This is a genomic window from Rhizobium sp. NZLR8, from assembly GCF_019685025.1.
Taxonomy (GTDB): Bacteria; Pseudomonadota; Alphaproteobacteria; order Rhizobiales; family Rhizobiaceae; genus Rhizobium.
On sequence record NZ_JABDVY010000002.1, the window covers coordinates 276,858 to 289,752 of the forward strand.

At 61.9% G+C, this 12,895-nt stretch carries 11 protein-coding genes; 3 read left to right on the top strand and 8 right to left on the bottom strand.

All coding sequences use genetic code 11. The features are described from left to right. Window positions 1-117: 117 nt before the first annotated feature. From HJB89_RS05370 to HJB89_RS05390, 5 genes are read right to left on the bottom strand one after another with little or no spacing between them, the layout of a single operon-like run. Window positions 118-900, bottom strand: coding sequence for a carnitinyl-CoA dehydratase (locus HJB89_RS05370; RefSeq protein WP_221131359.1), 783 nt, complete (start codon window positions 898-900; stop codon window positions 118-120). Between the two features lie 6 nt (window positions 901-906). Further along, window positions 907-2,961 (bottom strand): acetate--CoA ligase family protein, encoded by a 2,055-nt coding sequence (locus tag HJB89_RS05375; protein WP_221131360.1) that lies wholly within the window; start codon window positions 2,959-2,961, stop codon window positions 907-909. Window positions 2,962-2,965: 4 nt separating this feature from the next. Next, window positions 2,966-4,126: an acyl-CoA dehydrogenase family protein gene (locus tag HJB89_RS05380; RefSeq protein ID WP_221131361.1), complete on the bottom strand. Its 1,161-nt coding sequence runs from the start codon at window positions 4,124-4,126 to the stop codon at window positions 2,966-2,968. 9 nt (window positions 4,127-4,135) lie between these two features. After that, on the bottom strand, window positions 4,136-5,626 hold the full coding sequence (locus tag HJB89_RS05385) for a carnitine 3-dehydrogenase (protein ID WP_221114926.1): 1,491 nt from the start codon (window positions 5,624-5,626) through the stop codon (window positions 4,136-4,138). Between the two features lie 7 nt (window positions 5,627-5,633). Beyond that, window positions 5,634-6,536 (bottom strand): 3-keto-5-aminohexanoate cleavage protein, encoded by a 903-nt coding sequence (locus tag HJB89_RS05390; RefSeq protein ID WP_207584972.1) that lies wholly within the window; start codon window positions 6,534-6,536, stop codon window positions 5,634-5,636. A gap of 105 nt (window positions 6,537-6,641) precedes the next feature. On the opposite strand from HJB89_RS05390, the gene HJB89_RS05395 reads away from it, so the two are divergent. Further along, window positions 6,642-7,634, top strand: coding sequence for a GlxA family transcriptional regulator (locus HJB89_RS05395; protein ID WP_221114928.1), 993 nt, complete (start codon window positions 6,642-6,644; stop codon window positions 7,632-7,634). Here the strand turns inward: HJB89_RS05395 and HJB89_RS05400 are convergent. Next, window positions 7,609-8,484 (bottom strand): LysR substrate-binding domain-containing protein, encoded by an 876-nt coding sequence (locus HJB89_RS05400; protein WP_207584970.1) that lies wholly within the window; start codon window positions 8,482-8,484, stop codon window positions 7,609-7,611. The genes HJB89_RS05395 and HJB89_RS05400 overlap by 26 nt on opposite strands. Window positions 8,485-8,595: 111 nt before the next feature. Between HJB89_RS05400 and HJB89_RS05405 the strand changes: the two genes are divergently transcribed. Continuing rightward, window positions 8,596-9,498: a DMT family transporter gene (locus HJB89_RS05405; protein ID WP_207584969.1), complete on the top strand. Its 903-nt coding sequence runs from the start codon at window positions 8,596-8,598 to the stop codon at window positions 9,496-9,498. Window positions 9,499-9,598: 100 nt separating this feature from the next. On the opposite strand, the gene HJB89_RS05410 is transcribed toward HJB89_RS05405, so the two are convergent. Further along, window positions 9,599-10,033: a hypothetical protein gene (locus tag HJB89_RS05410; RefSeq protein ID WP_207584968.1), complete on the bottom strand. Its 435-nt coding sequence runs from the start codon at window positions 10,031-10,033 to the stop codon at window positions 9,599-9,601. Window positions 10,034-10,796: 763 nt separating this feature from the next. Between HJB89_RS05410 and fdhA the strand changes: the two genes are divergently transcribed. After that, the gene (gene fdhA, locus HJB89_RS05415; RefSeq protein WP_207584967.1) at window positions 10,797-11,987 is read left to right on the top strand and encodes a formaldehyde dehydrogenase, glutathione-independent; all 1,191 of its coding nucleotides are present in this window, start codon (window positions 10,797-10,799) and stop codon (window positions 11,985-11,987) included. Between the two features lie 80 nt (window positions 11,988-12,067). Here the strand turns inward: fdhA and HJB89_RS05420 are convergent, their stop codons facing one another. Continuing rightward, complete coding sequence (locus HJB89_RS05420; protein WP_207584966.1) at window positions 12,068-12,874, bottom strand: transporter substrate-binding domain-containing protein; 807 nt, start codon at window positions 12,872-12,874, stop codon at window positions 12,068-12,070. Window positions 12,875-12,895: the final 21 nt, after the last annotated feature.

Below are 12,895 nucleotides of genomic sequence, written 5' to 3' on the forward strand. Positions count from 1 at the left end.
CCCCAGTTCCTTCTTTATTGTGCGTTGACAGAACTTCCGGGCAGATCCGCAGGCGGTTTCCTCTCCGCCTTCGGTGCCCGCATCATGCGGGAAAACATTGCGGTTGCCGCCGCCTCGTTATTGTCCTTTCCAGATAGGGTTTCGCTTCTCGGCGAAGGCCCGCGCGCCTTCCAATTGGTCTTGGCTCGAATAGAGCCTGTCGACCGTTGCAAACTGCCGCTTGGTGACCTTGTTCATGGCAGTCTGGAACGTCGAACCCTCCGCATCGCGCACGATTTCCTTGATGGCCGCATAGACGAGCGGCGGCCCGCTCGCGAGCAGGCGGGCAAGCTCCCAGGCTCTCTCCATCAGCCGCTCGGCCGGCAAGACCTCGTTGACGAAACCCCAGCGATGCGCCTCGTGAACGTCGAGCCAGCGTCCGGTCAAAAGCATGTCCATGGCGATATGGTAGGGAATGCGTTTCGGCAGCTTGATCGAGGCCGCATCGGCAACCGTACCGGAGCGGATTTCCGGCAGCGCGAAGGTCGCATGTTCGGCGGCGATGATCAGGTCGGCTGAGAGCGCGATCTCCAGTCCGCCGCCGCAACAGATGCCGTTGACCGCACAGATGACGGGCTTGTTGAGATCGCGCAGCTCCTGCAGCCCGCCGAAGCCGCCGACGCCATAATCGCCGTCGACCGCATCGCCTGATGCAGCCGCCTTGAGGTCCCAGCCGGCGCAAAAGAACTTCTCGCCCGCGCCCGAGACGATGGCGACACGCAATTCAGAATCGTCGCGGAAATCCCGGAAGATCAATCCCAGAGCACGGCTGGTCGCCAGGTCGATGGCGTTCGCCTTCGGCCGGTCGATGACGACTTCGAGGATGCCGCCGTCATGTCGTACGCGAATTTGGTCGCTCAACCTATGCTACCTCCTCCGCCGTATCAGCGCATCGACTGCTGCAACGCCTTGCCCTTCGGGAAGAACCATCAATGGATTAATGTCCAGTTCCTCCAGCCATGCCGCGTTCGTTACGACATAATCTGCCGCTGCTGCGATAGCGACGACCGCGGCGTCGAGATCGCCTTTTGGCCGCCCGCGATAGCCATAGATCAATTTTGCAAGTTTGAGACGAGAAATCGCCGCGTAAATCTCGGTTTTCGTCGCGGGAAGCGGAAGAATGACCGAATCCTCAAGCAATTCAACGAGGATTCCTCCCGCTCCGAGCGTGAGCGACAATCCGAAGACAGGGTCGCGGACGGCGCCGACAATGAGCTCGGCGACCGGCGGATCGATCATCTTCTCGACGAGATAACCGGCATTTAGCGGCATGGCCGCCGCCGCGTTCGAAACCGTTTCAACATCCTTAAGGTTGAGCGCGACAGCCCCGGCCTCGGTCTTGTGAGCGATGCCGAGAGCCTTCAGGACGACGGGAAAACCGAGCCGTTCGGCCTGTTCGCCGGCATCGCGGGGAGAAAAAGCCTGCAGCCCCCGGGGAACAGGGAGGCCGCAGGCAGCAAGTTCGGTCTTCGCATCGGCTTCCGTCAGCGTCTCGATCTCGCCGCCCAAGCACGACACGTTGAGCAGCGGCAGGGCAGGTGGTGCTCCCCAAGCTTGGCCGATGCCGGCCGCGACTTCCACAGCGGTGATGGTTTCGTCGATGCCTGAGAAGGCAATGATTCCATTTGCCATCAGTCGATTGGCGATCGGCTCGGGCATATTTTCCGGAAGTGTCGCCAGAATACCGGCCAGCGCGCCGGTGGCGGAGGCGGCAGTGATGACCGCGTCGGCCGTCATCGCCCATTCGGAGGCATCGCAGCGGTCACCGCGCGGGAAGTCGAGGACCACGAGATTGAGGGCATAACCGCCTTCGAACATGGCGCTGAAGGCTTCGGTCTGGCGCGCGAGATCACCCCAGACGAAGGTGTGGTAGTCGAGCGGATTGGAAAGCGTCACCATCTCGCCGAGGACCCGCCGCAGACGCGGTAATTGTTGCGGCTGCAGGGGTGGGAATTCGACATTGCGGCCGACGGCGGCATCGGCCATCAGCGAAGCCTCGCCGCCCGAGCAGCTCATCGACGAGATCGAACGGCTTGCGAGCGGGCCGGCGACATGCAGCAGCTTCAGGATTTCCAACAGCGCCGGCAAGCTCTGGACGCGGCCGAGGCCGAGACGAGCGAGTACGGCGTCTGCCACGGCATCGCTGCCGGCAAGCGAGGCAGTGTGCGACACCGCCGCGCGTTTTGCCTGCTCGGACCTGCCGACCTTCAGCACGACCACCGGCTTCCTCGATCGGCGGGCAGCGGCAGCCAAGTGTTCCAGGGAAGCAAGATCGCCGAAACCTTCGACATGGAGGCCGACCGCCGTGACGCGCGGATCGTCGATCAGCGCGCAGGCGATATCGGCAAGCGATGTCTGCGCCTGATTGCCGGCCGTGACCACATAGGCGATCGGCAGCCCACGGGTCTGCATGGTCAGGTTGATGGCGATATTGGAGGATTGCGTGAGGATCGCCACACCCCGTTCGATCCGCTGCATGCCGTGCTGATCGGGCCACAGCAGCGCGCCGTCGAGACCGTTGATCAGCCCGTAGCAGTTCGGCCCGAGGATCGGCATATCGCCAGCCGCTTCCAGCAGGGCTTGCTGCAGCTCGGCGCCGTCGCCGAGTTCGCCGGTCGCCTCGCTGAAGCCGGAGGCATAACAGACCGCGCCGCCGGCACCGGCCGCAGAAAGGCTGCGCACGATCTCGACGGTCAGCGTCCTGTTGACGCCGACGAAGGCGGCGTCCGGCGCCGACGGCAGATCGGAGACCGAGCGATAGCAGGCCCGTCCAAGCACCTCGTCGAGTTTGGGATGGACGGGCCAGATCTTGCCTGAAAAGCCCATGCGGTCGCACTGCTCGATCACCCTGCGCGCCTCACGGCCGCCGAAGACGGCGATCGTTTGCGGTCTAAGCAGGCGGTCGAGAGGGCTCGCTGTCATCGGCTCATGCTCCCAGAGGCCGAAGCAGGTCGCGGCTGATGATATGCCGCTGGATTTCCGATGTGCCGTCCCAGATGCGCTCGACGCGGGCATCGCGCCAGAAGCGGGCAAGCGGCAGATCGTCCATCAGCCCCATGCCGCCGAAGATCTGGATCGCCTCATCCGTCACCCTCGCCAGCATTTCCGAGGCGTAGAGCTTGGCCGAAGCGATCTGCCGGTCGGCCGACAGGCCGGCATCGAGCCGCCAGGCGGCTGAAAGCGTCAGCCATTCGGCCGCGTCGATCTCGGTGATCATATCGGCGAGCTTGAACGACACGCCCTGATTGGCGCCGATCGGCCTGCCGAACTGTTTGCGCTCGGCGGCATAGGGCAGGGCCATCTCGAAGACACGCCGCGCCCGGCCGACGCAGGTGGCGGCAACCGTCAGCCGCGTGCCGTAAAGCCATTGATTGGCAATATCGAAGCCGCGATGCACCTCGCCCAACACTTGGGCTTCGGGGATGCGGCAATCTGCGAAGTTGAGCGTCGAGTTGTGGTAGCCGCGATGCGAAACGGAATCGTAGCCCTTCAGGATTTCAAACCCCGGCGTGCCGCGGTCCACCAGGAAAGCGGTGATCTTCTTCTTGATGCCCTTCGGCGTTTCCTCTTCGCCCGTCGCGGCAAAGACGATCACGAAATCGGCGACGTCGGCATGGGAGATGAAATGTTTCGTGCCGTTCAAGACGAAATCGCCGCCGTCGCGGCGGGCAGCACACTTCATGCCGCGCATATCAGAGCCGGCGTCCGGCTCGGTGATGGCAAGCGCGTCGATCTTCTCGCCACGCACCGCAGGCAGCAGGTAACGCTCGCGCTGCTCGCCCTCGCAGGCCATCAGGATGCCCGAGGGCCGACCGAAAAAAACCGTCAGCCCGAGCGAGCCGCGCCCGAGCTCGCGCTCGACCAGCGTGAAGGTGACATGGTCGATGCCGGCGCCGCCGACCTCCTCGGGGAAATTGCAGGCGTAGAAGCCGAGATCGACGCATTTGCGCTGGATCTCGCGGCCGAGTTCCGGCGGGACGATGCCGGTCCGCTCGACCTCGTTCTCATGCGGATAGATTTCGGTTTCAACGAAGGTGCGGACCGTCTCGACGATCATTTCCTGTTCTTGGCTGAGACCGAAATCCATGTTGATCCTCTAGCGCTTCTGGCCGATGTGGCGGCCGACGCCTTCAGGCAGCGCCAACGCCGCATGGGCGTTCGCGATCGCCTTCGCCTTGTCGAGCAGGGCGGCCGGCGCTGGCACAGCCTTGCCGGCCTTGCTGTCGACATGCAGCAGCATGTGCTCGGCGGTTGCCAGAGCTTCGTCCGTCGCCGTGTCGTAGAGAGTATGGAAGAGATGCAGCCGCTTTTCGTCGACGGACAGAATCCGGCAGGTCGCATGGATTGCCTGGCCGAGCTTCGCCTCGCCGAGATGACGGATGTGGGTTTCCACCGTGTAATAGCTCTGCCCCGCCTCGACATAAGCGAGATCGACGCCGATGAGGCGCAGCAATGCGTCGGAGGTGTCGCCGAAAACCTGGAGGTAGCGGTGCTCGGTCATATGGCCGTTATAGTCGACCCAGGCGGGGCTGACTTTTGCCTCGATGAGCCGCAGCGGTTTCGATGGGTCGAAAGACGCGGTCGCACCGCCGCCTTCTGCCCAGAGCGATTGCTCGAAATCCTTCAGCAGCTTGCCGGCGCCCCAGCCCTTGCCGCCATCGCCGCCTTTCAGCGCCTGCAGGATGCCGACGAGGTTTTCGTCGCGGATGCGTTCGAGTTCGCGGATCGAGAGACCGGCCGCCTGTTCGTCGGATTGCCGGCCGATCTTTTCGATCAGTGCATCGTCGAGATCGACGACATCGGTGAGCTTGGTCCAGGGCCAGGCAAGGCAGGGACCGAACTGGGCGAGGAAGTGGCGCATCCCGGCCTCGCCGCCGGCGATGCGGTAGGTCTGGAACAGGCCCATCTGCGCCCAGCGCAGGCCGAAGGAATAGCGGATGACGTCGTCGAGCGTCTCGACGGTGCAGATATCGTCGTGGATGAGCCACAAGGCCTCGCGCCAGAGTGCTTCGAGCAGCCGGTCGCCGACGAAGGCCTCGATCTCCTTGGCGATATGAACGCCCTTCATGCCGATCGGGACCAGTTTTTCCATCGCCGCATGGATGGTCGCCGCCGAGGTCTTCTCTCCGCCGACGATTTCGACGAGCGGCAGCAGATAGACGGGATTATAAGGGTGAGCGACGAACAGGCGTTCGGGATGCTTCATGTCGCGCTGCAGATCGGTTGGCAGCAGCCCTGACGTGGAAGAGCCGATCAGCGCATCCGGACGCGCTACGGCATCGATCTCGGTCAGCACGCGGCGCTTGAGATCGAGCCTTTCCGGCACGCTTTCCTGGATCCAGTCCGCATCTGTGACGGCTTCCTCTAGCGTCTTGGTGAAGCTAAGCCTGCCGCGCGGCGGCAGCGGTGCGCCGGTTAGCATGGCATAGGCTCTTTCGGCATTGGCGATCACCTCGCCGACGATGCGGCCCGCTTCCGGATGCGGGTCGAACACATCAACGTCGATGCCGGCCAGCAGGAAACGGGCGATCCACCCGCCGCCGATGACGCCGCCGCCGATACAAGCCGCCTTGCTGATCCTTGTCATGCCGTCCTCAGCGCTTCGTCAGTTTGAGTTTCTTGCGCACGTCTTCCGGGCCGATGATCCGCGCCCCCATGCCTTCGACCACCTGCACGGCCTTTTCGACGAGCTGCGCATTGGTGGCGAGCTGGCCCTTGCCGACGAAGAGGTTGTCTTCCAGGCCGACGCGCACATTGCCGCCGGCAAGAACCGCTGCCGCCGGGTAGGCCATGGCGTTGCGGCCAATCGAGAAGGCCGAGAAGGTCCAGCTATCGGGCACGTTGTTGACCATCGCCATGAAGGTATTGAGATCGTCGGGCGCGCCCCACGGAATGCCCATGCAGAGCTGGATCAGCACCGGGTCTTCGATGAGGCCTTCCTCGGCAAGCTGTTTGGCGAACCAGAGATGGCCGGTGTCGAAAGCTTCGATCTCCGGCCGCACGCCGAGATCCGTCATCTTCTTCGCCATCGCCCGCAGCATGGCAGGCGTGTTGGTCATGACATAGTCGCCAAGGTTGAAATTCATGGTGCCGCAGTCGAGCGTGCAGATCTCCGGCAGGCATTCGGCGACATGGCTGACGCGCTCGGTGGCCCCTGCCATATCCGTGCCCTTCGGATTGAGGGGAAGGGGGCTTTCGACATCCCCGAAAATCATATCCCCGCCCATGCCGGCGGTGAGATTGAGGACGACGTCGATATCCGCCGAGCGGATGCGGTCGGTGACTTCCCTATAGAGATCGTTGCGGCGGCTGGCGGCCCCCGTTTCAGGATCGCGGACATGGCAGTGAACAACAGCCGCCCCAGCCTTGGCGGCGTCGATCGCGGAGGCGGCGATCTGCTTGGGAGTAATGGGAACATGGCTGGATCTGGAAATCGTATCGCCGGCGCCGGTGACGGCGCAGGTGATGAAAACATCGCGGTTCATCGCAAGAGGCATGTTTTTTTCTCCCCGTCTTACCAACCATTACGCGGCAGGATCGGCGGAGATGCTTTGCATTCTCGGAACTCAACGATACATTATCGGAACAACAGGGAGGTGGCCTTGCTGCAGCGATCGACGGAACGGCTTGATATCGACCTTCTCGTCCTGCCGGATGCGAACCTGATCCTGATCGCGTCTGTCATCGAGCCGCTGCGCGGCGCCAACCGCATCGCCGGCAGTGAACTCTATCGCTGGCGGCTGCTGACGCCGGATGGAGCGCCGGTCCCGACCACCAGCGATATCGCCATCCCGGCCCAGGGGATATTCCAGGCGACGCGGGACGAGGCGCCGCTGTTCGTGCTTGCGAGTTATAATTGGCGCCGCAGCGCGACGCCGGCGCTGAAGATGCAGCTGTCGCAGGCCGCCCGCTACCGTACGACAATCGCCGGCATCGAGTCCGGTACCTGGCTGCTGGCCGAGGCAAGCCTGCTCGACGGCCTGTCGGCAACCGTTCACTGGGAAGACTATGAGGATTTTGCGCTGGCCTATCCTGAGGTGCGGGCCGTCAAGGATCGTTTCGTCATCGACGGCAAGCGGCTGACGACATCGGGATCGCTTCCGACCGTCGATCTGATGCTGGAGGTGATCAGGCAACGGCAAGGCTATTCGCTGGCGCTCGAAGTCAGCCGGCTGTTCCGCTACGAGCATCCGTCTTTCCATGCGGACGAGCCGCTTGCCGCGGCCTCGGCGGGACTGCGCATGCAGGATTCCCGCGTGACGCAGGCGGTGCGGCTGATGGAGGAGCATATCGAGCAGCCATTGGTGCTCGCGCGGCTTGCCCGCAGGGTGGGCATCAGCGCCCGGCATCTGCAGGATCTTTTCCAGCAGAGCATCGGCGCACCGCCGCATGTGCATTATTTGGCGCTACGCCTGAACGCAGCGCGCCGCAAGGTGATCGAGACGACAGCCTCCTTCGCCGACATCGCCGCAGCGACCGGCTTCAATTCGGCTTCGGCCTTTGCGAGAAGCTACCGGGCGAGTTTCTCCGAGAGCCCCTCCGAGACGAGGCGCCGACTGCGCCGCCGCATCACACCATCGCCGGCGCCGCCATAGGCTGGAAGGCTTCGCGCACCATTTCGGCAAGCTCCCGTACGGCTTCGCTGGAACGGAAAGTGCTCCGGCGAAGCACGACCTTCGAGGAATCGACCGGCGGAAAACCGTCTTCGGCGGTCAGCTCCCGGCAGCCGAGCGGGATGCTGCTGCGGGAAAGCGTCGTGACGGCAAGGCCCGCGGTCACGGCATTCTTCAGCCCCGAGCCGGTATCGGCGATGAAGGCGATCCGGTAGTTGCGGCCGATCTGCTCCAGCGACCGGAGCGCAAAATCGCGTGACCACGTGGAGTTGCGATAGGTCGCAACGGGCAGCGGATCGATGTCGTGCAGCCGGTGAACCATCGATGTGACCCAGACTGTCGGATCGACGCAGAGGACTTCGCCTTTGTTCTGGTCGCTCCAGTCGAAAACGACGGCGAGATCGAGTTCGTCCCGTTCCAGGGCGGCAAGGTTGCGGACCGTGTAGTCGCAGGACACCGTGACCTCGACCGCAGGATGGCGCACGGCAAAAGCCGCAAGGGCGGCCGGCAGCACCGTCTGGCTGTATTCCTCGGGAATTCCGATGCGCACCGGCCCGTCGAGAGGCTTGCTGCGGATCGTCGCGGCGGCCTCGTTCAGGAGATCGATCACCCTGCGGGCATAAGGCACCAGTTGCATGCCCTGGCGAGTGAGCAGCACGCCGCGGGCGCCGCGTTCGAAAAGACTTTCGCCGATCGCCTCCTCGAGCCTCTTGACCTGGGTGCTGACGGCCGATTGCGTCCGCCCGATGCGCTGGGCAGCAACGGAGAAGTTCGACGTCTCGGCGACGACCAGGAAGGTTCTCAACAGGTCGCTTTCGATCGGCTGGTGCATTGCTAGCCATAGAAAAAATCGATGATTGCCATCTCTACTATTCGTTTGTCGAATGTCAATTCTCGGCGCAGAACAGGATCGCGTTCGACTTCCTTCTTTGAGACCATCTGCGTGACCATTGAAAATCCGACCACACGCCTCGCAGGCAGCGAGCACGAGAAGGGTGTGCTTCTCATCGTTGCCGCGACGCTCGCCTGGAGTGCGAGCGGCGTTTACGCGCGGCTCCTGACCACCGACGTATGGACGGCGATCGCCTGGCGGTCGTTGTTCGGCGGCCTGTTTCTGCTGATCCCCTGCCTTTTCCTCGAAGGGGGCATCTCGCGGCGGCAATGGCGTTCCGTTTTCCATCCCTCGGGACTTGCGATGATCGCGTGCCAGACCTTCAGTCAGGGCTGCTTCATCGGGGCGCTCTATATGACCACCGTCGCCAATGTGACGATGATCTATGCTACGACGCCGTTCATCGCAGCCTTGTTCGGCTGGCTCATCCTCAAGGAGAGGGTCGCCAGGCGGACGCTGATTGCCGGCGGCGTCTCGCTCTTCGGCGTTGCGGTCATCGTCGCCTCGTCGATCGGCGGGGGCACCGGCTGGGGCGACCTGCTGGCGCTCGGCATGACCGCGTCGTTTGCGCTTGTTATCATCATTCCGCGTATCAATCCCGGCGTGCCGAGCCTGCCGCCGACTGTCGTCAGCGCTTTTCTGACCCTCGTCATCTTCGCGCCGTTCGGTTCGGTCGGCTCACTCGACCTGCACAACTGGATCGTCCTTGCCGCCTTCGGCGCGACTAACTTCTCCCTCGCGCTGGTGCTATTCCTTGCCGGCGCGAAGCGGATGCCGCCGGCCGAGGCAGCGCTGATCGGCACGATGGAAATCGTGCTGACGCCCTTCTGGGTCTGGCTGCTGTTTTCGGAGCAGCCGCCAGTCGCCACCTATTTCGGCGGGGCGATCATCCTCGGCGCCGTGTTCTGGCACACGGCGATCGACTTCAACCTGGGCCGGTGGTCACGTGACTAGATGTCAGGTGGCCGCAACACGAGACGCCACGCAACGAGGCGTGCCAAAACGATAGGTTGACCATTCACAACCAGCAGACAGCGCGTAGCGCTACTGGCCGCTAGCCAAAGAACGCACGGAGCTGAGCGAAAAAACCGCCTGGACTGCGATCTGCCATCTTTCGCACGCGACGAGCGACTGTCGCCGCGCTGACGCGTTCACCAAAATGGCAGAAGCAGACAACATCGTGCAACTGCTCGTCGCTGAGTTCGAAGAACCGTCTGGCCTCTCCATAGCTGTCATTTTCCATTCCTGCCGCCCGCAGGATGGGATCAGCGAATGCAACAGAGATCGGGGTGTCGTCATCCCGCAAGGCAAACCGATCTGCGATCGGCTGATATTCGGTTTCGTGAAGCGTTCTAAGATACGGTCTGGGGCTGCGTTCGAGACATTCAGCCCAGCGTTCAATGCGTTCGCGCCGCGTTAGTTCAAGGCGCTTACAGGTCGTGCTGACCTTTGCAACTGCTTTCAGTTGCTCCAGTGCATACTGTTCCATTCCGGCCTCCTATCTTCGCAAAAATAGATGGTCCGCTCCCAACAATAGCGTGGCTCAGGTCGAAGCCGATGTCCAATCACGATTGAAAACGTCATCTGCGCGGGCCGAGGAGATGTGATCACAGCGCGACAGCCAATTAGCCAAATCAGGCTCCAGAGCACAAACTGAGGCTCGACAGCGGGCGACATGATGCTCAAACTATTTGATCAGAGGCCTACGATCAAATTTCTGAAGCGATCCGGAAAACCGCCCTATTCGAGGGGCCAACTTATCCGCTTGAGCGGCATGCCGCCGCGGCTTCGCCGACGTCGTCTTTGAATTGCACCCATGTCGTTTTTTTGGGCGCTGTTTTCCGCCGGGCGTGGTTTTCTTGTGGTATTCAAGGCGCCGCCTTGCAAGCTGGCGACATGAACCATTGAAAGGCCGGTCCGGCCGCTCGGCAGCTGTTATAAGAACTGAATCCGCAAGGAGATCGCCGGAGAGAGTTCCGGAAGGATATCGAGATGGATCGAAAGGAGGTTCTGGAGCCCGAAACTGGCGCTTACGCAGCAGATCGGCGATGACGAGCGGAACGACAGGCAAGACCTAGCGTGTTTACTCTCTCCCTCCATCCAATCTGTCCATTCGTGAAATTCGAATATCGCCCGATGCGGCGATATCCGGCGCGTTGTGAATACCGGGCTGCAGAGGAGGCAGGCCGAAGGAAAGGTTGCCATCGACTGCATCGGTTGCAGCTCGAGGCATCAACAAGTGGGAGGAATCCATGAGCAAGAATAGAGGCGTCGTTTATTTGAGGCCGGGCAAGGTCGAGGTTCGCGATCTCGACGATCCGAAACTGGAAGCGCCCGATGGACGCCGCATCGAACACGGCGTCATTCTGAAGGTAATATCGACCAACATTTGCGGCTCCGACCAGCACATGGTCCGTGGCCGTACCACGGCAATGCCGGGTCTGGTCCTCGGCCACGAGATCACCGGCGAGATCATCGAGAAAGGCATCGACGTCGAGATGCTCGACATCGGCGATATCGTCTCGGTACCCTTCAATGTCGCCTGCGGCCGTTGCCGCTGCTGCAAGTCCCAGGATACCGGTGTCTGCCTCACCGTAAACCCGTCCCGCGCCGGTGGCGCTTATGGTTATGTCGACATGGGCGGCTGGATCGGCGGACAGGCGCGCTACGTCACCATCCCCTATGCGGATTTCAACCTGCTGAAAATCCCCGATCGGGACAAGGCGATGGCGAAGATCCGCGATCTCACCATGCTCTCCGATATTCTGCCCACCGGTTTCCATGGCGCAGTGCGCGCCGGTGTCGGGGTCGGCTCGACCGTCTACGTCGCTGGCGCCGGCCCTGTCGGCCTTGCGGCTGCGGCTTCGGCACGCATCCTCGGCGCCGCGGTCGTCATGATCGGTGACTTCAACAAGGATCGTCTGGCGCATGCGGCGAGGGTCGGTTTCGAACCGATCGATCTCTCCAAGAGCGACCGTCTTGGCGACATGATCGCCCAGGTCGTCGGCAGCAACGAGGTGGATAGCGCCATCGATGCGGTCGGCTTCGAGGCACGCGGCCATTCGGGCGGCGAACAGCCTGCGATCGTGCTCAACCAGATGATGGAGATTACCCGAGCCGCAGGCTCGATCGGTATTCCCGGCCTCTACGTCACCGAGGATCCGGGCGCCGTCGACAATGCCGCCAAACACGGCAATCTTGCGCTCCGCTTCGGTCTCGGCTGGGCCAAGGCGCAATCTTTCCACACCGGCCAGACGCCGGTGCTCAAATACAATCGTCAGCTCATGCAGGCGATCCTCCACGACCGGCTGCCCATTGCCGATATCGTCAATGCCAAGGTCATCCCGCTCGACGATGCCGCCGCTGGATATGAGAGCTTCGACCATGGAGCCGCGATGAAATATGTCCTCGATCCGCATGGAGACGTCGCGAAAGCCGCATAGCGGCACGATCGAAGATAGCCCTGATGGGATGGTCGGCCGCAAACCGGCCATCCTTCATTTATCAAGCATTTACTGCGAAACTACTGGATGCTGAACGGGAAATATTTTGCGTTGATCATGTCATAGGTCCCGTCCGCCTTGATGCTCTTCAACGCTTCGTTCAAGCGCGTAAGACGTTCCTTGTCATCCAGGCGCAACGCGATGCCGGCACCTTCACCGAAGTATGTGACGTCGACCAGATCCGGTCCTTTGAACTCGCAGCAGGTTCCAGCCTTCGTATTGGCGATCCAGTCGTAGATGGCGAGTTTGTCTTCCAGAATGATATCGACACTGCCGTCCGACAGCCCCTTGTACAATTCAGGCGAAGACCGAAAGACCTTCTTTTTCATCTCCGGATAGAGATGGTTGGCGTAGGATTCCTGCGCTGTCGACGACGTCACCCCGAGAATCTTGCCGCTGAGGGCGGCGGGGCTGACATCGCTGATCGGCGAATCTTTCCGAGCGATGAACACGGACGGGCTGTTGTAGTATTTTTCAGTGAAAGCAACCTTTTGACGCCGCTCGAGGCTCATCGACATGGATGAGATGATCGCGTCGTATTTATCGGCAACGAGATCGGGAATTATGTCGTCCCACTTCTCGATGATGAACTGGCATTCGAACTTGCCGACCTCGCAAAGGGCGTTGGCAACATCGATGTCGAAGCCTTGAAGCTTGTTGTTTGCATCGACGTAATTAAAGGGCGGAAATGCCCCTTCGACGGCAATCCTCATCGGCGTACGATCTTGCGCGGTCGCCTGGATTGGCGCGGCCGCGATCAATAACATACCCAAGCCCCCCGCAATCAGTGCTCCGCGCAACATAGTCTGAAGGGATATGCGCAGCATCGGGAGCTCCTTGGGGCGTAT

Coding starts and splice junctions, on each gene's coding strand:
- HJB89_RS05375 (WP_221131360.1), bottom strand. CDS start 2,961: ATGACAGCGAGCCCTCTCGACCGCCTGCTTAGACCGCAAACGATCGCC.
- HJB89_RS05380 (WP_221131361.1), bottom strand. CDS start 4,126: ATGGATTTCGGTCTCAGCCAAGAACAGGAAATGATCGTCGAGACGGTC.
- HJB89_RS05385 (WP_221114926.1), bottom strand. CDS start 5,626: ATGACAAGGATCAGCAAGGCGGCTTGTATCGGCGGCGGCGTCATCGGC.
- HJB89_RS05390 (WP_207584972.1), bottom strand. CDS start 6,536: ATGCCTCTTGCGATGAACCGCGATGTTTTCATCACCTGCGCCGTCACC.
- HJB89_RS05400 (WP_207584970.1), bottom strand. CDS start 8,484: ATGCACCAGCCGATCGAAAGCGACCTGTTGAGAACCTTCCTGGTCGTC.
- HJB89_RS05410 (WP_207584968.1), bottom strand. CDS start 10,033: ATGGAACAGTATGCACTGGAGCAACTGAAAGCAGTTGCAAAGGTCAGC.
- fdhA (WP_207584967.1), top strand. CDS start 10,797: ATGAGCAAGAATAGAGGCGTCGTTTATTTGAGGCCGGGCAAGGTCGAG.
- HJB89_RS05420 (WP_207584966.1), bottom strand. CDS start 12,874: ATGCTGCGCATATCCCTTCAGACTATGTTGCGCGGAGCACTGATTGCG.